General features: G+C 39.1%; 16 protein-coding genes. 5 read left to right on the top strand and 11 right to left on the bottom strand.

Annotation, left to right across the window (positions count from 1 at the left end; genetic code table 11):
* Positions 1–60 precede the first annotated feature (60 nt).
* The 3 genes from kynU to L641_RS0104370 all read right to left on the bottom strand — a co-directional run bounded on the left by kynU (position 61) and on the right by L641_RS0104370 (position 3559).
* Entirely contained in the window at positions 61–1296 is a 1236-nt protein-coding gene (gene kynU / locus L641_RS0104380) for a kynureninase (RefSeq protein WP_024601247.1), read from the bottom strand.
* A 2-nt stretch (positions 1297–1298) separates the two neighbouring features.
* Positions 1299–2132, bottom strand: coding sequence for an alpha/beta hydrolase (locus L641_RS0104375; RefSeq protein WP_024601246.1), 834 nt, complete (start codon positions 2130–2132; stop codon positions 1299–1301).
* Between the two features lie 125 nt (positions 2133–2257).
* Positions 2258–3559, bottom strand: coding sequence for an amidohydrolase family protein (locus L641_RS0104370; protein ID WP_024601245.1), 1302 nt, complete (start codon positions 3557–3559; stop codon positions 2258–2260).
* A 220-nt stretch (positions 3560–3779) separates the two neighbouring features.
* Here L641_RS0104370 and L641_RS0104365 point away from each other — a divergent pair, with 220 nt between their 5' ends.
* A complete protein-coding gene (locus L641_RS0104365) occupies positions 3780–5474 on the top strand; it encodes a sensor domain-containing diguanylate cyclase (RefSeq protein ID WP_024601244.1) in 1695 nt (564 codons plus the stop codon).
* 502 nt (positions 5475–5976) lie between these two features.
* Complete coding sequence (locus tag L641_RS0104360) at positions 5977–8157, top strand: response regulator (protein WP_024601243.1); 2181 nt, start codon at positions 5977–5979, stop codon at positions 8155–8157.
* A gap of 65 nt (positions 8158–8222) precedes the next feature.
* Here the strand turns inward: L641_RS0104360 and L641_RS0104355 are convergent, their stop codons facing one another.
* Both L641_RS0104355 and L641_RS0104350 read right to left on the bottom strand, forming a co-directional pair.
* The gene (locus tag L641_RS0104355) at positions 8223–11384 is read right to left on the bottom strand and encodes an efflux RND transporter permease subunit (protein WP_024601242.1); all 3162 of its coding nucleotides are present in this window, start codon (positions 11382–11384) and stop codon (positions 8223–8225) included.
* 21 nt (positions 11385–11405) lie between these two features.
* A complete protein-coding gene (locus L641_RS0104350) occupies positions 11406–12518 on the bottom strand; it encodes an efflux RND transporter periplasmic adaptor subunit (RefSeq protein ID WP_024601241.1) in 1113 nt (370 codons plus the stop codon).
* Between the two features lie 173 nt (positions 12519–12691).
* Between L641_RS0104350 and L641_RS0104345 the strand changes: the two genes are divergently transcribed.
* Positions 12692–13000, top strand: a complete 309-nt coding sequence (locus L641_RS0104345; protein WP_010390782.1) for a hypothetical protein — start codon at positions 12692–12694, stop codon at positions 12998–13000.
* A 23-nt stretch (positions 13001–13023) separates the two neighbouring features.
* Here the strand turns inward: L641_RS0104345 and L641_RS0104340 are convergent, their stop codons facing one another.
* From L641_RS0104340 to L641_RS0104325, 4 genes are all read right to left on the bottom strand, one after another.
* Entirely contained in the window at positions 13024–13617 is a 594-nt protein-coding gene (locus L641_RS0104340; RefSeq protein ID WP_024601240.1) for an ACP phosphodiesterase, read from the bottom strand.
* Positions 13618–13735: 118 nt separating this feature from the next.
* A complete protein-coding gene (locus L641_RS0104335) occupies positions 13736–14230 on the bottom strand; it encodes a general stress protein (RefSeq protein ID WP_013464109.1) in 495 nt (164 codons plus the stop codon).
* A gap of 213 nt (positions 14231–14443) precedes the next feature.
* Complete coding sequence (locus L641_RS0104330; protein ID WP_024601239.1) at positions 14444–15427, bottom strand: DNA topoisomerase IB; 984 nt, start codon at positions 15425–15427, stop codon at positions 14444–14446.
* A gap of 86 nt (positions 15428–15513) precedes the next feature.
* Positions 15514–17580: a catalase gene (locus L641_RS0104325; protein WP_024601238.1), complete on the bottom strand. Its 2067-nt coding sequence runs from the start codon at positions 17578–17580 to the stop codon at positions 15514–15516.
* Between the two features lie 849 nt (positions 17581–18429).
* On the opposite strand from L641_RS0104325, the gene L641_RS0104320 reads away from it, so the two are divergent.
* The gene (locus L641_RS0104320) at positions 18430–18810 is read left to right on the top strand and encodes a hypothetical protein (RefSeq protein WP_024601237.1); all 381 of its coding nucleotides are present in this window, start codon (positions 18430–18432) and stop codon (positions 18808–18810) included.
* A gap of 41 nt (positions 18811–18851) precedes the next feature.
* Here L641_RS0104320 and L641_RS0104315 read toward each other — a convergent pair whose 3' ends face one another.
* Positions 18852–20960, bottom strand: coding sequence for a TonB-dependent siderophore receptor (locus tag L641_RS0104315; RefSeq protein ID WP_024601236.1), 2109 nt, complete (start codon positions 20958–20960; stop codon positions 18852–18854).
* 246 nt (positions 20961–21206) lie between these two features.
* Between L641_RS0104315 and L641_RS0104310 the strand changes: the two genes are divergently transcribed.
* Positions 21207–21944 carry a DUF4198 domain-containing protein gene (locus L641_RS0104310; protein ID WP_024601235.1) on the top strand — a complete coding sequence of 246 codons (738 nt, stop codon included), beginning with the start codon at positions 21207–21209 and terminating at the stop codon, positions 21942–21944.
* Between the two features lie 135 nt (positions 21945–22079).
* On the opposite strand, the gene L641_RS0104305 is transcribed toward L641_RS0104310, so the two are convergent.
* On the bottom strand, positions 22080–23129 hold the full coding sequence (locus tag L641_RS0104305; protein ID WP_024601234.1) for an AI-2E family transporter: 1050 nt from the start codon (positions 23127–23129) through the stop codon (positions 22080–22082).
* Between the last annotated feature and the right edge of the window lie 198 nt (positions 23130–23327).

The raw sequence follows: 23327 nt of genomic DNA, 5'->3' as shown, positions 1-23327 counted from the left end.
CTATGCCTTTTTTAACTTGAGAAACGCTATGAGCCATTATAATAATGGCTCATCATAAAGTTACGTCACTTTACCCGCTAAATTAAAACGTGGCTGGGTATATAGCTGGCTTTTAACTACCTCAGCTAAAATAGTTACTGCCTGCCAAATCTCTTCAAACGAGGTGTAAAGAGGTGTAAAACCAAAACGTAAAATATTAGGCGCACGAAAATCTGCAATTACCCCTTTTTCAATTAACGCTTGGCATATAGCAAACGCATCGGTATGTGAAAATGCTAGTTGGCTGCCTCTTTGGCTCGAATCCTCAGTAGAACATAAGCGTAAATCACTTAAGCATGAATGTGTTTGTACTAATTTAATAAATACCTCGGCAAGTGCAATCGACTTTTCTCTTACTTGAGAAATGTCTACGTCTTGCCATACATCAAGCGCAGCATCTAAAGCACTCATCGCAATCACACTAGGTGTGCCACATAAATACTGATTTATAGTATCAGCACCTTGATATATTGCATCAAAAGCAAATGGTTTGGCATGACCCATCCAACCTGATAAGGGTTGCTTCACAGCAGCTTGGTGGCGTTTAGCCACATATAAAAATGCAGGTGAGCCTGGGCCACCGTTTAAGTATTTATAGCCACAGCCAACGGCAAAATCAGCATTACAGTTATCAAGTTCAACTTGTAAAGCTCCCGCACTATGGGCTAGATCCCATATCACCAAAATGCCTTTCTCGTGGGCTAACTGGGTGAGCTTTTGCATATCCAGCAACTGACCGGTTCTAAAGTTGACCTGCGTTAATAGCAACACAGCCACTGAATCATTAAGGTTTTGCTCAATACTTTGCTCTGCCACTAATTTAAGCTGACATAAGTCGGGGCCTAATAGCTCACTTAGCCCCTGTACCATGTATAAGTCAGTAGGAAAGTTATCCTCGGTGGATAACACCACATTTCGCTCAGGATTTAACGATAATGCACTACTTAACAGTTTAAATAAGTTAACTGAAATAGAGTCACAACAAATCACTTGGCCTTTTGCTGCGCCAATAATCGGCGCTATTTTCTCTCCTACCTGAGTTGGTAAATCAATCCATTGGTGATCATTCCAACTTCTAATTAAGTGACTACCCCATTGTTGATTTACCACCTCTGCCACGCGCGACTTAACGGCTTTAGGCAAGGCACCTAGTGAATTACCATCGAGATAAATAGTGTCTGCGGGTAAATCAAATTCATCGCGTTTATTAGCCAGCGGATCGGCTTTATCAAGCGCTACAATCTCATTAAAATTCATTTTTATATCTCATTTAAATTTTTTATTAGTGTACTAAATGCCTCAGTTCCTGGGTGGATCCAATCAAAATGCCCCACGCCTTCGAGCATCACCACCGGGCGTTTAAGCTGCGCTAAATTAAAAGCGGGGACAATGGCATCTTTGTCGCCTTGTAAAATAATGCTTTGGGGATGAAGTGGCTGCTCACTCGGGTTAGCTTGCGTGTAAGCCTTAGGTTTATCAGTTGGCATACCTTGCATAAAATCTTTTGTCACTTTTTGACAGCTGTTATTACCACGTGCATATGCTTTTATATCAGTAATAGGGGCTAAGCCAATAACGCCTTTAAGCTGGCTTATTTCACCACCTGCAAGCAGTGCTAAATGTCCACCAGCAGAGTGCCCTACAGCAACCGAGTCAGCTAATTTAAACTCGCCATTATTGTAAGTACTTGCCGCTAAAATACCGGCTTTTATATCATTAAACGTTGCAGGCCAGCCACCACCGCTTGTACCACTTCTTCGATACTCTAATGACCACACATTAAAACCAGCTTGTGCAAGCCCCGTACTTAACGCATACGTGTGTTTAATATCGTACTCACTAAGCCAACAGCCACCATGGAGTAAAATAACTAACGGCGTTTGCACCAGTGCTTGCTTTGCGCGCCAAAGTAATGCGTACTGTGACTCATCACTGCCGTAGGCTATTTTTTCATCGGCTAAGTTAAATCCCAATGAAGCTACTTTTGCATAAGCCACATTATTTTCAACATCAGGAAATTCAACTGGTTGCTGCGAGGCACTATTTGCTAACAAAGGCCATACACTAAAAAATAAAACCACTAAGCTCTTCAAAATAAACTACTTCCTTTTTACCTAAAAACGGTATAACAAAATAACGCTGGTCAATCGTCTACAAACATTCTGTTGTACGACCTACCAGCGTTATAACGTCATTCATAATAAAATAAATATAGTGTTTATTGTTGTTTGAAAATTACGCCTTCTTTCATCACAAAATCAACATCCATTAAAGCGCTAATATCGCTAAGTGGGCTGGAATCTAAGGCAATAATATCGGCAAACTTACCAGGCTCTATAGTGCCTAAACTCTGGCTCATATCAATTAAATCAGCAGCATTGACGGTTGCCGACTTTAAAATATCGGAGGTACTCATACCGGCTTCATACATCAATACGGCTTCTTTTGCGTTAATACCGTGCTTTGATACGCCACTGTCAGTACCAAAAGCAATTTTAACGCCGGCTTTGTAAGCCTTAGTAAAGTTGTTGAGCATATCACCCCCCACTCTCGTTGCTTTAGCCTTAATAGGTGCAGACATAAAATCTGAATTTTTTGCCATATTAACCACGGTATCGCCAGCTAACAACGTTGGTACAAGGTAAGCGCCGGTTTCTTTAAAGAGCTTAATGCCCTCTTCATCGGTGTAACTGCCGTGTTCAATGCTATCAACCCCTGCACGAAGTGCGGCATTAATACCTTGTGCAGCATGGGCATGGCTTGCTACTTTTCGTCCTAACCCATGTGCAGTTTTTACAATGGCTTTGAGCTCATCGTCTTCCATTTGTTGACCTGTCCCCGTGGTGGTATCAGAAAGCACACCACCGGTAGAGGCCACTTTAATTAAATCCGCCCCATACTTAATTGCATAACGTGTTTTTTTACGACACTCAACTGCGCCATCACACACTGTTGGTGGCGTTTTTATGGTGAGTAAATCAGGACTCATACCATCAACATCTAAATGCCCACCAGTAATAGTAACTCCAGCACCGGCAATAATACGCGGACCATTAACCCAACCATTCGCCACCCCTTTTCGTAATGCGTACATTTGCTCGCTTTGGCTACCTACATCACGCACGGTGGTAAATCCCGCCATTAGGGTTTTATTAGCAAAATGAACACTGCGCATTGCAACATCTGCATCAGACATTTCAACCAGTTCTTTTTTATTATCTGGCCCAAGCTCACCTTGTAAATGCACATGCATATCCATAAGCCCTGGCATAACAAAGCTGGTCGATAAATCGATTAATTGGGCATCATCACCAAATCGAGAGGCCGGTAAAAAACCAGCGGATACAGACACTATTTTGCCATTTTCTATTACTACAGTTTGTTTTTGCTGTGATTTTTCGCCAGGGACGCTTAATAGCTCTCCCGCATGAATCACTTTAGTATTGGCTTGTGCATTGCTGGCGCAAAAATTTGCGGCTAAAAAAATCGAGGTAATAACACTCAATCGAAATATGCTCATGAAAATCTCCAATGATTCGCTTTTCGTTAACAGCAACGAAATAACGTTAAAATATTGTTATACAACCAATACCTTATCAGGAAAGTCACAAAAACAAACCTGAAATACGTTTTTAGTAAAAATTCTGACCACTATTTACACTGCCTTCAAACGGAAAAAATAAAAGAAGATGTCTATACTCAACCATATTGTTGTAATACTTTTCATATGTAGGGAGCTTATGGATATTAAAGACATAAATATTGCACTGCTAGAAAAATGCAACTTTCTTTTAATGGTATTTGATAACCATGATCAGCTCAGTTATCTCTCAGATGGGTGGTCAGAGCTAAATATTACAACCAAAAACATGCCAACCATTGAAAGCCTGTATGCCTGTTGTACAACTCAAAGCAAAACACTATTACAACAACAAATTCTCGCACTAAAATCGCAACATAATGAGTTAGACCAATTTGATATTGAGCTCACATTTGCAACCGATTACTCTATTAAACTGAATTGCTGCTTACATAATGTGGATCAAAACCAACACCAATATATGGTTTTAGTTTTTAACCAGCATTTTTCCCAAGTGTCCTCTGTTATTAGTAATAACGAATTACAAACCATCATAGAAAACGCAGGCGAAGTTTTAAAAGTAGGTTATTGGCAGCTCGACTGTAATAGCAACCAATTATTTTGGACCGATGAAATTTACACTATCCATGGTGTTGCCCCTAGTCGCTATTCACCACAGTTAGATACTGCAATAAACTTTTATCATGCAGATGATAAGCCCAAAATAGCCAGCGCTGTCGAAAATGCGCTTTTAACGGGGCAAGAATGGAGTTGTATAAAATTACGTGTTGTAGATGACGACCAACAAGAACGCACTGTGATATCAAGCGGTAACGTATCAAGAAATAAAAATGGTGAAATTACTAAGCTATACGGCATTTTTCAGGATATAACAGGAAGTGAAAAAATAGCCCTTGAACGAGACTTTTTAGTTACCGCACTCAAAGAAACTACGGTAGGAATGGTCATTGCCGATAAAAATAAGCATGTTATTTGGGTTAATGGATCATTCGAAAAAATGACAGGGTATAGCCTTTTTGAAGTTGAAGGCAAAAAGCTCGGCTCTATTTTACAAGGTGAAAACACTGATTTAAAAACGATAGCTAAACTTAAAACTCACCTCAAAAAAGGGCTGCCTATAAGCACCCGAATTTTAAACTACACCAAAAGTGGGGAACCCTATTGGAATGAGTTGGCAATATCGCCGATTTATAGAGATGGAAAAATCGCTTATTACTTTGCGGTGCAAAACGATGTAAGCAAAGAAATAAACATAGAACACAAACTCATAGCCCTTAATACCAGTTTAGAGCAAAGAATACAGGCACGCACTCAAGAACTATTTACACTTAACAAAGAGTTAGAAAAACAGGCTAATGTAGACCCACTTACAGGATGTTTAAATAGGCGAACCTTATACAGGTTCCTTACCGATGAGCTATTAAAAACACAAGATGAAAATACCTATATTTCATTATTAATGCTCGATATAGATCACTTTAAAGCCATAAATGATAACTACGGCCACGAAGCTGGAGATAAGGGTTTAAAAGAACTCGCTAATATTTTACATGGCCTCACCAGAAAAAATGACGCCGTATTTCGCCTTGGCGGTGAAGAGTTTTTAATTATTATGCCTAACACAAACAAAGCCGAAGCTAAGCAAGCCGCTGAGCGTATTAAAAACGCAGTGAATGAACATAAAGTTTACTATCGTAATAAAAATATTAGCTTTACTGTCAGTATTGGACTGCTTACCCACGATGGCACAATTAGCCTACAAAGCAGCTTAAAATACGTTGATGACTATTTATACGAGGCAAAAAATAGTGGTCGAAATAAAATTGTTGATTGACTCGCTATAAGACGGATTGCTTTAAATCAATTCGTAAAAATTTAAAAGGTCATATAAGCTAAATACTTAAGCACAATATTTTAGCTTAAATTTTCAACAGCAGATAAACTCGTAAATAAAAATACACTTTAAGCAAATTGACATTAAACGCGTATTTTTTCATTTTATACTAGGGTCTGTTGACCTTTGCGGATTAAAATTTGTTCAAGCTAGGGGCGGTTTAATCGCGGCGCGAGGTTTGTAACCTAGTGGGCTAAGTAAAAACCGAGCAACAAAGAGTAAATCGCCCCTAGGCAGAACCCTTCGGGCAGCGCCTGTTTGGTATTGATGCTGCGTTATCGCCTATTTATGGGGAACAACCACACCACATAGGCGCTGCCTTGCCTAAATGCCAAACAGACTGCTGCAAATTTAACCTTGAAAGGTCAACAGACCCTAGCTAATGCGTTATTATTTTTATTCTATTACTCATTGTTAAGCATAACAAAAACAAGGTTACATAATGATAAAAGCGTCAACACCTGAGGATGAACTATCACGGCTAAAAGACTTATATGAGTATGACGTTTTAGACACTGAAGCTGAAAAATCCTTTGACGATTTAACCCAGCTTGCATCTGATATTTGCGAAACGCCAATCTCACTAATAAGTCTTGTTGATCCTGACAGGCAATGGTTTAAGTCAAAGCATGGTATTGATGTAGCCGAAACCGCACGAGATATTTCGTTTTGTTCTCACGCAATTCTAGAAAACCAAGTATTCGAAGTTCAAAATGCACTTACTGACACCCGCTTTCACGATAATCCCTTAGTTACAAACGACCCAAATATTCGCTTTTATGCAGGTGCACCTCTGATCACACCAAGAGGAAACGCTATAGGTACGTTATGTGTTATTAGCGATAAACCAAAAAAGCTTTCAAGCAAACAAATAAATGCACTCACGGTTTTGAGCAAAGAGGTCATTGCGCAATTAGAGCTTCGGCTTAATAATAAAAAGCTGTTTATGGCGTTAGAAAAACAAAAAGAACACAATAAAGAGCTAGAAAAGTTAAAAGAAGCCGCGGATATCGCCAATAACACAAAGAGTAAATTTTTGGCAAATATGACTCATGAGCTGAGAACCCCATTACATGGAATTTTAAATTTAGCTGAGTTTGCTATCTCAGAGACCACAACAGAGGAAAAAAACAGCACCTTAAAAAGCATATTAAAGTCAGCACATTACTTATCAAATATTGTTAACGATATTTTAGACTTTTCTAAAATTGAGGCTGGCAAATTAGAAATTGAACATATCAACTTCAGTCTTAATGAGGTTATTAGCGATGTAATAAAACCCCTGTTACAGCAGGCATCTGCTAAAGGCATAAAGCTGATTACATCGATAGACCCAAAAATAGCAGACAATTTAAAAGGCGATCCTCTTCGGATTTCGCAAATTTTAAATAACCTGTGCTCAAATGCGATTAAATTTACCAACTTTGGCCAAGTAGAACTGAAGATAAGTGTTAAAAATAGTACATTGCAAACACAAGTACTCACCTTTGAAGTTATTGATACAGGCCTTGGTGTTAATGAGACTGTTCAAGAGCATTTATTTAAAGAATTTCATCAGGCCGACTCATCAACCTCAAGGAAATATGGAGGCACAGGTTTAGGCTTATCAATTTGCGCTCGTTTAAGTGAGTTAATGCAGGGGCACCTTAGCTTTACCAGCAAAATAGATAAGGGCTCCACGTTTACCTATGAGCAAAGCTTTGAGATTGCTTTATTGCCACCAACCTCGAAGCAGTGCACTGATATAACAAACCTTCAAGGTAGTACTGTTTTAATTGCCGAAGATAATAAAATAAATCAGCTTATTATTGTTAAAATGCTCAAAGCACATAATGCTAATTTAATTATCGCAGAGGACGGTAAAGAATGCGTTAAGTACTTCAAGGAGCACTCGGTAGACTTAATTTTCATGGATATACAAATGCCTGAAATGGATGGCATAAAAGCTACGCAAGCTATTAGAGCGCTTCCTACAGGTAAAACCGTTCCGATTATAGCTATGACAGCAAATACCCTAAAACAAGACATTGAGCATTATTTAGATATTGGTATGGATGGCTACTTAACTAAACCGTTTGATAAAGTTAAGATCAATAGCTTACTCAATGTTTATAATCCTAAAAACCTCAACCTAAAAAACTTAGCAGTAAAAATTAGCGATCCTAATGTTTCTAGCGACCGGAAGCTAAAGCAAATATGCAAAGAGTTAAAAGCGCTTATTCCCAATGCTAATCGAGTGAGCCTTTGGTTATTTAATAAGGAATACAGTACATTAAATTGCTTAATTTGCCTTGATGAAAATAATGACGTGTCAAGTGGAACTGTTCTATACACAGAAAACTCCCCTGCTTATTTCAACTATATTTTAGCTAACCAAGTACTCGACGCTTCTGATGCCAGAAATAACGAAGTAACCAAGCCGTTCTCCCACTCTTACTTTGAGCCACTCGATATTTATTCTTTACTTGATTACATTTATACACTTAATAGCAAACCGTTAGGTGTCATTTGTTGTGAAAGTGTGGGCTCAAAGGTAACTTGGAGTCAAGCTGATAAAAAGTCGTTAATCAAAGTCGCAGACGTTACTAACTTGTTTTTATCTAAACAAATAAAGCATGAATAAAACAGGCCTATTTAGTGGCTAAAATTACCACTAAATAGGGATAAAACTATTATCAGCCCTTCGTATTAAGCCTGCTCTAACTCACGCTGGGTTTGTTGTTTATCTGCTTTAACCGGCTTTATTTTAAAGAAAAAAGTATACACAACCGGAACAAACCCTAATGTTAAAATTGTTCCCATTGCAAGACCAAACGCAATAGTGCTTGCTTGGCCATAAAACAAAACATCTTTAGATAAAATGAGCGGCATTAAGCCTATTATTGTTGTACAAGTAGACATTAATATAGGTCGTAAACGTCTTAAAGAAGCGCTGATCACCGCCTCATAATTTTGCTGATTATACTGCTCAGCGGTTTGTTGTTCACTGTGCTCAATTTGTTTACGTTCAATATTAATACGGTCAATTAATATAACCGCATTATTAATGATAATTCCGGCAAGCGCATATAGACCTAAAATAACCATAAACCCAAAGTTTGCCTGCATAATTAACAAACCAAAAGCGGCACCAATGATGATCAATGGCACAGTCAAAAACACAATACTAGTTGCACGGTAAGAGCGAAATTGCGCAATAATAATAAACACCATAATGGCAATACACAGCGGTAAGTTAGCTAAAATTGACGCTTGCGATTCCGCAGAGTCTCCAATTACACCGTCATATTCTATTTCATAACCAGGGGGTAATTTTTCTCTTATTTTATCAAGTTTTCCTTCAATTAATGGCACCATACTTTGCGCCGACATAATCTGATTTTTAGCTTGTACTGTTACAGTACGAAATAAATTTTCACGCGCAATACGCGCAAATTGCGTTTCATAGCGAATGTCGGCCACTTGCATTAAAGGAACATTAACGCCTCGAGCCGAAGAATAAACATTTACGCTGTTAATACGGTCTAGATCGTAACGTTCACTGTTTTGTGCCCTTAACACAATGGGGAATATGTCATCACCTTCACGAAACTCAGAGATTGTGCGTCCCGAAAAGTAGGTTTCTAATGCTTGGGCAACATCGTTTGAACTAACCCCAGCACGACGAGCATTTTGCTGGTTAACCTTAACTTTAAGTGTAGTAATGCGGTTTTCCCAATCACTTTTAATATCGAATGCGCCGTCTGTATTACGCAATAAGGTTTTAATTTCCTCGCTAATAGAATAAATATAATTACTGTCTGGGCCTTTAATTTGAATCTCTATCAGTGAAGAATCTGATGGCCCTAAAAACATTTTAGTGGCGCGCCCCATAACTTCAGGAAAGTCTTGAGCAAACATGTCGCGCACGCTATTTATTGTTGGCTCAGCTAGTTTTCGCTCTCCAACATCAATCATAAAGAATGCTTTTGAAGGCTCAGGATCAATCGGTGTGAGTGACAAAACAAACCGTGGCCCGCCAAATCCACCATAAGCAGCATATTTTTTAATATGCGGAAAACGCGCTTTATCATCCAATTTTTTTAAAATGGCTTGTATCGTTGCATCAGTTTTACGCATTGACGTGCCGGCTGGCATATCTAAATATACTAAAATTTGCGCGCGGTCGGAGTCTGGAAAAAACTTAGCAGGCACTAAACTCATAGCCCAACCACCAACAAAAAACAGCCCTAATATAACAACAACAAAAATTATGCGAGCGCGCATAATTCGTCTTAATACTTTTTCATAAAGCGGACTAAGGCTATCGAAAAATCCATTAATTTTACGGCGAATAATATTTTGCTTTTGCCTCGTTTCCTTTTTCACAAAGCGATGACACAAGTAAGTAGTAAAGGTTAGGCTCAACGCCCATGAAATAAGCAATGCAATTAACACCACCAGCGAAATAGAGCGTGTATATTCACCCGCACTACTTTGCGCCAACATCAATGGCAAAAACACAAGAATAGTAGTCAACGATGAGGTTAAAGAGGGTATCGCAAGCGTACCCGAGGTATTACGAATAGCTTCGTCACGCGTTTCGCCCTCTTCTATACGCTTTTTAAAATCTTCAGCCATTATTATGCCATCATCAACCAGTAGCCCAAGCGCTATAATTAACGTGGCAAGCGACATACGCTCCAGCGGAATACCCATGAAGTTCATAATTGAAAGCGTGATTAGAATAGCTGCAGGTACAATCGAACCTACAATCAAGCCAGTGCGTAGACCTAAAAACATAATAACCACAATAGAGACAACAACAATGGTTTGTAACACACTAAAGCTCACACCAAATACAGCATCGGCAACCACATCGGCTTGGCGGGTAATATTTTTTAATTGATAGCCCGCAGGTATAGTTTGATTAATTTGAGCTATCATCGCTTCCATTTTAGGAGTGAACTTCAGCACATCCGCTTGTTCATCCTTAGAGATTGCAAAAATAATGGCTTGACGGCCATTGTAGTAACTTGTTCTTGAAGGGGGGTCGATCACTTCACGGCTTATTTTGGCAATATCACGTAATAAGACGGTTTGTGATTGATTGGGAACAGTGATCAGCGTATTGCGTATATCAGCTAGGCTTTGGTAATTCCCAGAAAGCTGGATAATAAAGTTTTCACCATCGGCATCAATAATGCCACTGGGACGTATAATATTTTGATTTTTTAAAGCCGCAATCAATTGTGTGGGTGCAATCCCTAATTGAGCGAGCTTAGCGTTTTTAGTTTCAATAAAAATACGCTCTTGCTGAATGCCTAAAATATCAATTTTTTTTGTGCCTTCGACTTGATGCATCATATCGGCAATATGTTGCGCCACATCTTGGCGATCCCCCATGCTATAAGCGGGATCTGCAATAAGTGCCACCGTTAACACGGCAACATCACCAAAATCATCATTAATCACATAAGGTAAAGCACCACTGGGTAGCTCGCCTCGAACCGCGTTAATTTGGTCGCGCAGGATATCCCACTGCTGATCAAACTCACTTTGCTCAACACTTTGCTTGAGCTCTGCGTGAATAATAGAGCGGCCTGGAATAGATACTGAGCGAATTTCGGCAATACTGGGCATTTCACGTATCGCTTCTTCGAGTGTTTTAGTGATCAACAGCTCTACTTTTTTTGCGCTCATGCCAGGGTAAGCGGTTGTTACAACCGCCTCACGAATTTTTATTTTAGGATCTTCTTGTTTGGGTAGTTGATAATAACTAAATGCGCCAAATAGCATAAGGCCAAAGACGATGGCCAGCATCAAGCGATTATGATCAAGAGCAAGCTCTGAAATAGTAGGGATTTTCATCGTTTAAATCTCCGTCACGGGTTATGGATTAAGGCGCTTGATTTCACCCTCGATAAGCGTCACTTTTTGCCCATCGTGTAAAAAAGCCATTCCCGCATTAACAATTTGCTCCCCTTCTTTTAAATCGCCTTTAATTTGCGCTTTCTGCGCAAAAAACGTTACTACGTCCACGGTTATTTTTTGTAAAACATAACCTGCTTGTTGTGATTCAGCTTGCGCTGTAGGTACCAGCTTAAAAACAAAATGCTGATTATTTTCTTGCGCCATAATGGCACTTACAGGTACTACAAAAGCATCTGAGGCTTCCTGCTGTTGTTTAAATTGTACTTCAGCACTCATACCCGTTCTAATGTCTGCAACATCATTTTCAGATATTTTTAAAATAACAGGAAACGCATTCGCGCCTTGAGCAGCTGTGCCAATTTCTTTAATTTTGGCATTCAACGTTTTATCTAATGCTGAAATAGTTACCTTAGCAGGCTTATCAATAGCTAATGAGGAGAGAATCGCTTCAGGGGCAAGGGTAGAGACTTCAAAATTTTCTTTACCTTGAATTATAAATGCAGATGTATTTGGGCTTACCTGTTGTGAAGGTTCAATATTACGTTTTGAAATAGTCCCTGCATAGGGCGCAATTAGCGTGGTATCTTGTAACTCTTCTTTTGCCATCGCTAGTCGAACTTTAGCAATCTCGACTTTATCTTTGGCACTCTCATATTGCGACTTTGCTACATCGTATTGCGCGCGTGACACAGCGCCATCATCAACCAGTGATGCTTTGCGCTCAAAATCTTGCTTAACATTTAGCAGCATAGCCTTCGCATTAGAGACCTGCCCTTCGCCCTCTTGCACTGCCAATAAATACTTTGTTTGTTCCAGCCTAGCTAACGGCTCACCTTTTTCAAAAGCCTCACCAATTTCAAAAAAAACGTCTTCGACCTTTCCGCTAACCTCAAACATTAAAGTGGCTGTGTTAGCAGGTTGGATAACACCTGATAAAATACGACTATCAAACGATTTAGTTTTATTTAACTCTATGACAGAAACAGGTTTTAATTTTTGCTCAGAAACTTGCTCTTCAGAGCACCCTGACAACATAAAAATAATAACGAAACAAACAGCTATATAATTCATAATTTCCCTTGATAAATAGTGTATTCAAACTGGTTGTACTACCAAACTAACCACAATCAATATTCACAGTGAGCCATCTAATTTAAAGTATAGCTAACATTGTTATCACCCTGAAAGCTTGGGTATAATGCAATATTCCGGCTGTATTTTTAGCCTCTAAATTGGATCTCCACATGAAAAAACTATCTGCTGTGCAAGTAAAACAACAAGCTCTCGTTCTCAATGTTGCTGACAAAATAGAAGAGCAAGGCCGTGCTGAAATCCCAGGTATGCTGCAATGCTGGTTTGATGTGGAATATCATTTATTTCCAGGTTCTTTACTAATGTGTTTTCAATTTGAAAACCAACAAGCACTTACAGCCGCAGAGCCGGAGCTACTAAAGTGGCAAAAACGCTTAAGCGGTGCCATGCTCAAAAAAGGCGTAATTTTAAAAGATATGCGCAAACATTTAGTATTTACCCTAAAAGGACCAGACGACTAAACCACTTATTTTGTAAGCGCACTCTACTTTGGTGCGCTTTCCAAATTAAACTCATTAACGTGTTCAATTAGCTCAGGAAAAAACGCTAAAAAGAGCTCATCTAGCTCACTATAATGGCGGATTATATCTTCAGCGGTACCTGCAAAATTATTAGTAAAGCGAATACGTTTAGCAATATTATCAAGCGCCCGCCCTACCCCATCAATGCTTTCGTACTCCTTAAACCAATCGTTTTTCGTCATACTGGTTACTACACTCTGCATTTTCTGTGGCATTACAGGTATACGCCTGTCCAAAAGGTCATAACTGGTGTGCTTAAAATCAATTAGTGATTGGTTATTAAACTGCTGCCAATGCGCAATAAGAAAATGATCAAACACCACATCAACTGCCACACCTGCAAAGCGCCTGCGCTTGGCTGAAAAAAGCTGCTTAGCTTCTTTTACTAGAGGATGTGTGTCAGTAAATTTATCCACTAAATAATGGTTATCTAGCGCACTTTTTACAGTTGTAGGTAGATGCGTTACCTGTCGTTGGCCACCAAAATCTCCCAGCAAATTGCCAAAATGAGAATCAGCCGTAGGCTGTGCTAAATAAAGGTGGGCTAAGTAATTCATTGGTTGCCAATATAGATTAATATACCAAACTCAGATAGTTTTAAATTCAAACACGTAAAAAGATGGAACGCAGTTCCACCTTTATACATTTTAGATACTGATAGCGCATTCTAAAATATTACGCTTTTGAAACCTTGCTTGCACCAGCATTATCAAGAATTTCTTCAACACTATTTTTGTTATCGCTGTTATATTTAACACCGACGAGTATTGAACCTTTCTCAATTGCGTCTTCATAATACTTAATTTCATGTTCTGGAATAAATGCGCCGATTGCTGCGCCTAAAGTCCCACCAACGGCAGCACCTGCGCCACCAGCTGCAAGTGCTGAAACCAAAGGACCTGCAACTAATAAGCCGGCACCACCAGAAGCGACTGCTCCAACAGCGGTAAAACCACCAATAATTGCCGCTAACACGCCACCAGATGCAGCGCCCAACAAACCGCCCTCTGCAGCTTTGGTCCCTTCATCTACAGCAAAGTCTTCCTTTGTATACGAGTCGTTAGCGACAATGCTTATATCCGCCTCACTTACACCTAAAGCTTCTAATCTATAAATTGCTAATGTTGCTTGTGATGCATTATCGAATAACCCAGTAATAACAGTACTCATAATAACTCCTTTATTTGTTTAAGAAAGTACGCTTAGTAATTAGCAACATTCAAACCAAAGTTTTAATCCTTTAAAATCAAATAGATAAATAAAAAAACAGAGTGAAGCTCTACGTTTTAAAGTAAAAGTTGCTAGAAGTTGTAAAAAGTTCACACACATAGGTATCACTCAAGCGATTGAAATATGAGTAGAATTACAAAGAGACTAACGTTATTAGCATTGTTCTTCTAAAAATATCAACAACCCACGTTCATAGCGACTCAGGTACTTAGTCTTACGGGGTAGTTTGTCTAAGTTATTAAAGTCCTTTAGAGCTTCCTTGCCTCCTTTACACAGATCAATCAACTTTGGATGAATATATGAATTACGAGCTATTGCTGGGGTATTCCCTAAATTACTTGAAACGCTATCTAACATATCTTTAAGCGAAAGCTGGCCGTTTGATTTATGTAAGACTTCAAATGCCAAAACACTGGCCCGCCATGTTCTAAAATGTTTTGCACTAAACTGCTCGCCCATAACACTTTGAATAAACTCATTCACCTCTTTGGAGGTAACATCACAATACTCGCCTTCATCGATATATTGGAATAAGCTCTGCCCAGGCAAATCTTGCAACTGCTGTATGATAGAGCTAAGCACTTTATCTGTTATGTTCACTTCTCTTTGCTTACCGGATTTTGCTTTATACTTTAAGCGAATATTTTTACCCGTTAGTTTTGCATGCCGGCTACGCAATGTTGTAGCACCAAAACTATTATTATGTTTGGCATTTTTTTTAGAGCCAACGCGCAGGGCTCCAAGATCCATTAAACGTACAACGGCTGCAATTGTGCGCTGGTAATCAAGCTCATTACCTCGCAAATATTCCGATAGTTTTGCTCTTAACAAAGGCAGTTTATTTCCAAATAAAGCACATGCTTCAAACTTTTTAAGCTCTTGCTGCTCCCTAAACTCGGGATGATAAAAGTATTGCTTGCGGCCTTTGCTGTCGTAGCCAGTAGCTAAAATATGCCCATTTTCCTCTGGACATAACCATACATCTTTGTATGCGGGGGGAAAAGCGAGGCTGTCTAACCGCTTTATTTCATCGTTATCATGTATTTTCTTTCCTGCAGGATCATAATAAACCCATTGGTTTTCATGCCTCTTACGAGTTATGCCCGGCAAGTTATCATCGACATAAATTAGTTTCATTTTATTCCTTTAAATTTTTGTAATCCTCAAATAAAACGGTGCCATCAATAACAAGGGCTAGTTCTCACTAGCCCTTGTTATACGATTTATCGACTCCAATACCTAAGGTTACGAATTTTTGAGACAAACTCACTTGCGGAAATTTTATTTAAATCCAACCAGCCATCATCAAGTTGTCCATTTAAACCAGTAGCCTCGATTAAAGGAGCTGCTTTATCACTAAAGCCGATATACTTCATATGTGCATAAGCATCACTGACAAAATCTTTCGCCTCCGGTATTTCAGCAAGCTTTTTGGCGCCTTCATTAGTGGTAAGCAGAGCTATTGCGTCGTAAAGCACCGAAGGTCCGCCGTTAATCACCTGATCGGCCTCAACAATCTCGCCCTTACTATTTTTAGCACCACCAACTTGAGCCGCAATAACTTCATGGCTTGCACCTTCCTCTTTAAGGCTTTGTATTAATAAATTAAAGGTTTCAGCATCAAAACCATCACTTACTAATATACCAAGCTTCCTGCCTTTAAATGTATTTGGCGCATTTTTTAAAATGCTTAGCGCATCAGACACTGGTAAATCTTGACGGGTATCAAGCGCCGCTTCTGCCGCATCTGGCATAGTTTGTAAACCTAAACCCAATGCAACTTGCTCAGCAAGCTTGTTATCAATGTTTAACAGATGAGAAACCACGCGCTCTCTAATACGTAAATGCTCTACTTTAGATAACTCAAAAATTAAAGCGTCTTGAATATGCGTTTGCTCAACGTCGGTTTGACTTAAATAAAATTGTCGTGCTTGGCTATAGTGATCACTAAATGTTTCTGAGCGATAGCGTAATTTACCACCGTCAGTTTCAGATTCTGAGCTTTTGAATCCGTGTACAGGGCACTCTCGCGGGTTGTTTTCACCCCCGCTGAATGAATTAGGTTCGTAGTTAACCCGGCCTTTAGGGTTCTGCATTGCCATGTGGCCATCTTGAAGAAAATGTCTCATCGGGCATTTTGCTGCATTAATAGGAATTTGTGTGAAATTAGGCCCACCTAGGCGTTTGGTTTGTGTATCTAGGTAAGAAAAATTACGGCCTTGCAATAAAGGATCAGGAGTAAAATCAAGTCCTGGTACTATATTCTGTGTGCAAAATGCAACCTGTTCGGTTTCTGCGAAGAAGTTGTCTACGACTCGATTGAGCACCATTTTACCAATAATTTTAACTGGTACTTGCTCTTCGGGTATCAGTTTAGTGGCATCAAAAACATCGAACTCGAACTCTTCAGCAAATTTTTGATCAAATACTTGAATGCCCAACTCCCATTCTGGATAGTCTCCACTATTAATTGATTCCCACATATCACGACGATGAAAATCAGGATCAGCGCCATTTAATTTCAATGCCTCATTCCAAACCACTGACTGCATACCGCCTTTAGGTTTCCAGTGGAACTTAACAAATTTTTCTTCACCTTGTGCATTAATAAACTTAAAAGTATGAACGCCAAATCCTTCCATAAACCTTAATGAGCGCGGGATAGCTCTATCTGACATTGCCCACATAACCATGTGCATGGATTCTGGCGACAAACTTACAAAATCCCAAAAATTATCGTGGGCTGTTTGCGCTTGTGGAAAACCACGATCTGGTTCTGCTTTTGCGCTATGTATAAGGTCGGGAAACTTCATCGCGTCTTGAATGAAAAAAACTGGGATATTATTGCCTACCAGATCCCAATTACCTTCCTGCGTATAAAACTTAACGGCAAAACCTCGCACATCACGTGCTAAATCAGGCGATCCCTGATTACCCGCCACTGTTGAAAAGCGTGCAAAAACAGGTGTTTTTTCACCTTTACGTTGAAAAATATCAGCAGAAGTCAAATCATCTAAAGCATCATACGTTTCAAAGTAACCATGTGCTCCATACCCTCTTGCGTGAACAACTCGCTCAGGAATTCGCTCGTGATCAAAGTGAAACAACTTTTCTCGTAACACATGATCTTCCAATAGTCCTGGTCCGCGTTGACCAGCTTTTAATGAATTTTGATTATCACTGATAGGGCAACCTTGTGCGGTTGTCATTACGGGATGGTCTTTATTAGCTTTTTGATGAAGCTCTCCTGCATGTCCTTTATTATTTGCGTACTTAAATGACTCTGCCATAACTTTTCTTCCTTATATGATTTTTTGATTGCTATATTTTTAAAGGGTTAAAAAACAACAACCAAGCAAAAAAAAGACCATATCTAAATAGCTTTAAAATCAATAGCTAAGAAAGGAATGAAAATATTTTACCAATACAAACTATAAAAATTACACAACTAATGTAAGCTTTCCCCAGAGCATCATTTTATTCTGATTTTCATTATTACTGTATTTTTACAATGATAGATTTAGTGAGGACTTTGTCTTTATTGAGGGCTCAGAAAGGTTTGAACGTAAATGTTACTCGGCTTTATTCTTATTTAAAATAGCGTTCTGCTTTTGTACATGTCAGTTTAGGTAATAAAAATTTACTCGCTTTATCTGGGCATAGTTTCTTTAAACGGCTTACTGCATAACGCCCACACCTTGATAAAGTATATAACTCTTATTTTTCAGTAACACCTAGCGCAGATTGATAACTCAACTGATAAAGCACCTTAAGCAATAACATCTGTCTCTGCGGATGAGTGATAGATTTAACCGAGTAAATTACTATATAAACAATATAAAAGATTTTTAAAAAATGATAAAAACATCTTTATTCCTTTAAAAACGCATCTAATAGTGATTATTTAGTCAATTACCTAACTCAGTTATGCGCTGCATTGATATTAAAATATTGATGCTAATATACTTCAAAACTATCCAATCAATTACAATTGTATTTTAATAATTCAGTAAAGAGTCAGGCCAATTTTGTTATCACTGTTGTTGCATTTTTTCGGTGCTGCATGAGTCATAAAACGCCTTGCTTAGCCTTTAATACAAAATGCTATTTTCTATTGTAACCAGGGCTACTCACGCATTATGACAACAAGCTTTTTAAGTCAATCACAACAGGTCGCACTGCAACAAGCACTTATCAACAGTAAACTGTTAAACAGCGACGTAGTAACGAGTGATAACCCACCATCACAAGAACAACAAGCCTATGGCTGTATCGCTGTAATGCTCTATCGCTTTAATTTACAAAAAATCAAATGGCCCTCTTTTTTAAAAGCAGCTATAAACACTGCAAGTAATGAGTGCTCGTGGTTAACCCGCGAACTTGCCAGGTGCCAGCAAAGCTACAAAGCCCAGCCTAATGACGCTGCAATAATTGAACAAAGCGCATTTTTTTGTGGCATTTTTAGCGAAGAACTCGCTTATATTGACACTTTACTTGGAACAGATGCACAGCCTGAATAGAGTGATGGGGCAAGCATCGTTAAGCCTGCCCCAAGGATAAATTAAAAGCTATATTTTAAGCTCAGCTTATAATTAACTGGCTCACCGGGTTGAGTCCAAATTGCAGAGTAAGAATTTGAGTAATATTCTTTATCAAGCACGTTATTAATGTTCAGTTTTACCATCACATCTTCATTAACGTTGTAAGTTGCGAACAAATTCACCAACGTATACGAAGGTAAGTAATACGAAGGGTCTATGGTTTCGCCTAAGCGCTCCCCCTCATACTGAACAGCTATACCAACGCTTGCATTTAAATCGATTAAATCATTTAATTCTCTTTTAATACGCGCATTTGCACTGTGTTTAGGAATATTAAGTAAAGGGCTACCTTTTGGTAATTTTACCCACCAATCTGTATTAACCGTGTCGTTTGCTGTTTTTGCATCGGTGTAGGTATAGGCAAAATCAAATGACGTGCGCTCTGTAATATAACCGTGTAAATCAAACTCAACGCCTTCGCTAGTTACCTCGCCTAACGCCGTCGACACGCCTGCTTGCAAATCTGTGGTCAACATATTGCTTTTTTCGGCGCTAAATACTGTAAAGCTACCATTTAGGGTATCGGTGCTAAATTTAACACCCGCCTCAATAGAGGTTGTTGATTCTGGCTCAAATGCATCACCATTTATATCGTAACCACTGTTTGGCCTAAAACCTTCCGAGTAACTGCTGTAATACTGTATGTCGTCTGAGTAAGCATACACTAAGCCTACTCGTGGGCTAAATGTACTCTGATTGCTTTTAGACTGACTTTGATTAATGTGATTATCTATTTGCTGATCAAACCAATCATAACGACCGCCTACTTGTACTTTCCACTGCTCAGTGAGGTCGATTTGATCTTGAATATAAACCCCGTAACTGTGCTGTACTTCAGTGCTGTTAAATAAAAGTGAGCCTTCGGGTGCTGTTTGCCCATACTCGGGGTTATACATATTGATTGCATAGCGCGTATCTTCAAGCGTAGGGCGGTATCTGTACCAGAGTTTGTCAAAATCAAACTTGCTGGCATCTGCGCCAATTAATAAGTGATGGGTAAACCCAGCAGCAGTAACGCTACCACTTAGCTCAGTGCGCGCTGAGATGTTTTTAGTTTGAAAATCACGCTCGTTATGTTGCCGACTTAAGGTTTCGCCATCAGTAAAATAAAGCTGCCTGCTAGGGGCGAGTTCAGCATCACTCGATTCGCTTATAAATTTAGAATCGCTATAGCTAAGCCCATTTAAAAGTGACCATTGCCCTATTTGATGCTCAAAGGTCAGTTGATGAGAAATCGCATCAACCTCTGTTGGTTCATCGCTTGGCTCACCTAAAAACGTTTCAATAGGTAATGCGTCTATCTTCCCATCTAGAGCAACTATACCACGGTCAAACGTCACACTCTGATCAACATATTCTAGTTCATAATTTAATTTTGTTGTGTCGGATATTAACCAAAGAACTGAAGGTGTGATCACTGTTTTTTTATTTTCGTGGTAGTCTCTAAAACCCTCACCATCTTCAATTGCACCGTTTATTCTAAAAGCAACTTGATCATTAATTGCATTAGTGTAGTCGCCTTCAGCGCGATAACTTTGCCAGCTCCCTGCAGATACTTTCAAAGAGCCTTGTTCTTCAAACTGTGGCTTTTTAGTGATGATATTAATAGTACCGCCAGGCTCAGAACGGCCATAAAGAGCTGAGCCAGGCCCTTTCATCACTTCTACATAATCAATATTGCTAGTATCGCGGGTACCACTAAAACTTCGACCCGATGAAAAACCATTAATTAAAAAGCCTGAAGGAATATTCTCATCGCCTACTAACCCACGTATTGCAAAGCTTTCCCACAATCCACCAAAATCATTTTGTTCAGAAATACTCGGCGTTAAATCAAATATATCGGTGAGTGTAGTCACTCCTGCGTCATCGAGGTTTTCTGCTGATATAAACTCAATACTTTGTGGTTGCTCGCTTAAAGGCACATCGCCACGAAAAGCTTGTCTAACCCCCGAAACCGCTATTTTCTCAATGTTATCTGATGCTGAAGCTGCGTATACAGAAGGCGCTAAAATGGTACTTATAGCAATTGTTAGGGCTGATATTTGGTATCGATTTATTAAGTTCATTCTATCTCTTAGATATCATACAAGCTTAATCGGTTAAGTTTTCACTAAAAAATTTTTTAACTAGAGCCGATTAAACAAGCACGAAATGCAAATGGTAATAATTGTTATTTGCAATAATATACAAGCAGAATAAAAAGAGCTACCCTACAGCAACAAATTTTACAAAGTTATTAGGGGTTGTTTTTATTTTTGAGTTAAACGTATTCAACATCGAAAAATAAATACCTCCTTAAATTTAGAGAAAAAATGAAAATATTACCTTTCGCCTGCATGGCATTAGTCACTTCAATATCAAGCGCATACAGCGAACAAGCACAGGCTCATGCAATATGGTTTGCAGAGCGCTCATCACAGGTAGCCTTTATATATGGCGAAGGCGCACAAGATTTAGATACCGTAAAACGACAAAATAAAATTAAAAGCATTACTGGCTATAATAAAAACTGGCAACTAAAAAACGTAAAACTTATTGAATCAGGGCCTATGATGCTGCTAAGTGATAAAAGCGTTTATGCGGTTACTGGTATGCTCGATAATGGGTTATGGAGTAAAACAAAAGAAGGTGAATGGTTTGCTAAAGGTCGAGATGAAATCCCCAATGCACTATTAAGCGAACATACTAAAAAGTACTCAGTACATTTGCGTGGCCCGCTTGCCCAAGTACCTGCACTTAAAAATCAGCAATTACAAATCCTACCTGTAGGTAACGAATTTTCAGATCAAAAAGGCGCAATAGTCAGCTACAGCATAACTTTCAATAGCAAAGCGGTTCAAGGCGCTAAAGTAATCAATGATTTAGTAAACGACCCAGATCAAGAGCCAATAGTTAGTAATGATGACGGCTTGGTCACATTGCCATTGCGTAACCAAGGCTTAAACGTAGTAGCCGCAATCTATGACGAAAAAAGCACAAATTTAAATGTATTTGATAAAACAGAGCATTTAGCCACACTCTCATTTGTTTTACCCCATGCTGCAGAGTAAAAGCAAACCTCGCCGCTCAACATTAAACAGCCATCTAACCAATATGTTTTATGTTGGCTAAAGAGTAACTTGTTAATTAATAGGCATAAAAAGTGGCAAATTATATTTATATAACTTGCCACTTTCTTTAACGTATCACTGCCCTAATGGTTGGATTTTCTCTTTTAAAACATCCCGTATATAGAGCATCTGCACTGTGACAATAATTGATACTGACAACGGCGTTGAAAGCGCCAAGCCATGAATTCCAAACATAGCGCCCATCAATAATTGCCCACCAAGCATAACTGCTGGCGGCAATGAAACAGCTGTTCTTTGTACAAACGGTGTTATTACATTACTCTCGAGCACTTGTACAACACCGTACACGACTAGTACATACGCAGCTTGGGTTGGGCTATTGAGTAACGCGACTAATACCGCAGGTATCAAAGCGGCAATAGGCCCTATAAATGGCACAAATGATAACAAACCCGCAAGCAATGCCAACGCCATTATCAATTTCATATCAATAAGCCACAAACCTAACGCGGTTAAAAGCCCGACCACAATCATTGATGTTGCACGGCCCATTAACCATAACTTCAATGCATAATATACACTGTGCATTACTTCATTTATGCGGCTGCGTTTATCACTTGGAAATAAAAATAGCACCCCTTTTTTATAAGGTTCAGGGTGCAGTGCGAGGTAAAAACCAATAAATAAAATAACAAATATATCAGCAAGTGAACCAAATAAAGTAGAAAAGACCCCGGAAACTTCCCCCATCAGCTTTCTTGGTGAAAGTGGTGCTTGTTCCCATTGCCCTTGCGCCCACTGAAGCAGAGCCTCGCCCCACTCTTTACCCTTCAAGTAACCTTCTAACTGTTTTACCCCACCAGTTATTTGCTCTCTAAGCTGTAACAACTGATCCATAATAGCGGGACCAACCAAGTAGCCAGCAAGTATTAATAACCCCAATACGGTAGCAGTAACAAGCAGTACCAGTCCCCATCTGGGTAAAGGTAGCCAACGCTGTAACAGGCTCGCAAGCCCTATTAAAAAAACACCAAATAAAATCCCGCCAAATATAAGCAATAACACATACGATAATTGCCACAGCAGCATAAATAAGCCTATTGCTAAAGCTGTAATGCCAATGGTTGCTAATAGTCTGCGAATATAGTTGCTATCAGAGCTCATTGCTTCTCCCTTTGCTTGGTATGGCATGCACTTAATAAAGTTAATGCCTATACATTCAATGCAATTAAAATTTTGCAAAGTACAGTTTTATCAGTTTTAGTGCTTTTTTAACAGTCTCCTATATAAAACGGCTCGTTTTGTTATGAAAGAAAGACACCGTTTACAGGCTCAATTGATATGGCTGAATGCGTGAGTGAG

Source organism: Pseudoalteromonas sp. TB41 (genome assembly GCF_000497975.1).
GTDB classification, from domain to species: Bacteria; Pseudomonadota; Gammaproteobacteria; order Enterobacterales; family Alteromonadaceae; genus Pseudoalteromonas; species Pseudoalteromonas tetraodonis.
This window is presented reverse-complemented; position numbering and strand designations above follow the sequence as displayed.

What these genes read in the sequence shown, in the direction of transcription:
- L641_RS0104315 (WP_024601236.1), bottom strand. Translation starts at nt 20,960, where the DNA reads ATGAACTTAATAAATCGATACCAAATATCAGCCCTAACAATTGCTATA.
- L641_RS0104345 (WP_010390782.1), top strand. Translation starts at nt 12,692, where the DNA reads ATGAAAAAACTATCTGCTGTGCAAGTAAAACAACAAGCTCTCGTTCTC.
- L641_RS0104360 (WP_024601243.1), top strand. Translation starts at nt 5,977, where the DNA reads ATGATAAAAGCGTCAACACCTGAGGATGAACTATCACGGCTAAAAGAC.
- L641_RS0104330 (WP_024601239.1), bottom strand. Translation starts at nt 15,427, where the DNA reads ATGAAACTAATTTATGTCGATGATAACTTGCCGGGCATAACTCGTAAG.
- L641_RS0104340 (WP_024601240.1), bottom strand. Translation starts at nt 13,617, where the DNA reads ATGAATTACTTAGCCCACCTTTATTTAGCACAGCCTACGGCTGATTCT.
- kynU (WP_024601247.1), bottom strand. Translation starts at nt 1,296, where the DNA reads ATGAATTTTAATGAGATTGTAGCGCTTGATAAAGCCGATCCGCTGGCT.
- L641_RS0104350 (WP_024601241.1), bottom strand. Translation starts at nt 12,518, where the DNA reads ATGAATTATATAGCTGTTTGTTTCGTTATTATTTTTATGTTGTCAGGG.
- L641_RS0104365 (WP_024601244.1), top strand. Translation starts at nt 3,780, where the DNA reads ATGGATATTAAAGACATAAATATTGCACTGCTAGAAAAATGCAACTTT.
- L641_RS0104370 (WP_024601245.1), bottom strand. Translation starts at nt 3,559, where the DNA reads ATGAGCATATTTCGATTGAGTGTTATTACCTCGATTTTTTTAGCCGCA.
- L641_RS0104310 (WP_024601235.1), top strand. Translation starts at nt 21,207, where the DNA reads ATGAAAATATTACCTTTCGCCTGCATGGCATTAGTCACTTCAATATCA.
- L641_RS0104320 (WP_024601237.1), top strand. Translation starts at nt 18,430, where the DNA reads ATGACAACAAGCTTTTTAAGTCAATCACAACAGGTCGCACTGCAACAA.
- L641_RS0104355 (WP_024601242.1), bottom strand. Translation starts at nt 11,384, where the DNA reads ATGAAAATCCCTACTATTTCAGAGCTTGCTCTTGATCATAATCGCTTG.
- L641_RS0104335 (WP_013464109.1), bottom strand. Translation starts at nt 14,230, where the DNA reads ATGAGTACTGTTATTACTGGGTTATTCGATAATGCATCACAAGCAACA.
- L641_RS0104325 (WP_024601238.1), bottom strand. Translation starts at nt 17,580, where the DNA reads ATGGCAGAGTCATTTAAGTACGCAAATAATAAAGGACATGCAGGAGAG.
- L641_RS0104305 (WP_024601234.1), bottom strand. Translation starts at nt 23,129, where the DNA reads ATGAGCTCTGATAGCAACTATATTCGCAGACTATTAGCAACCATTGGC.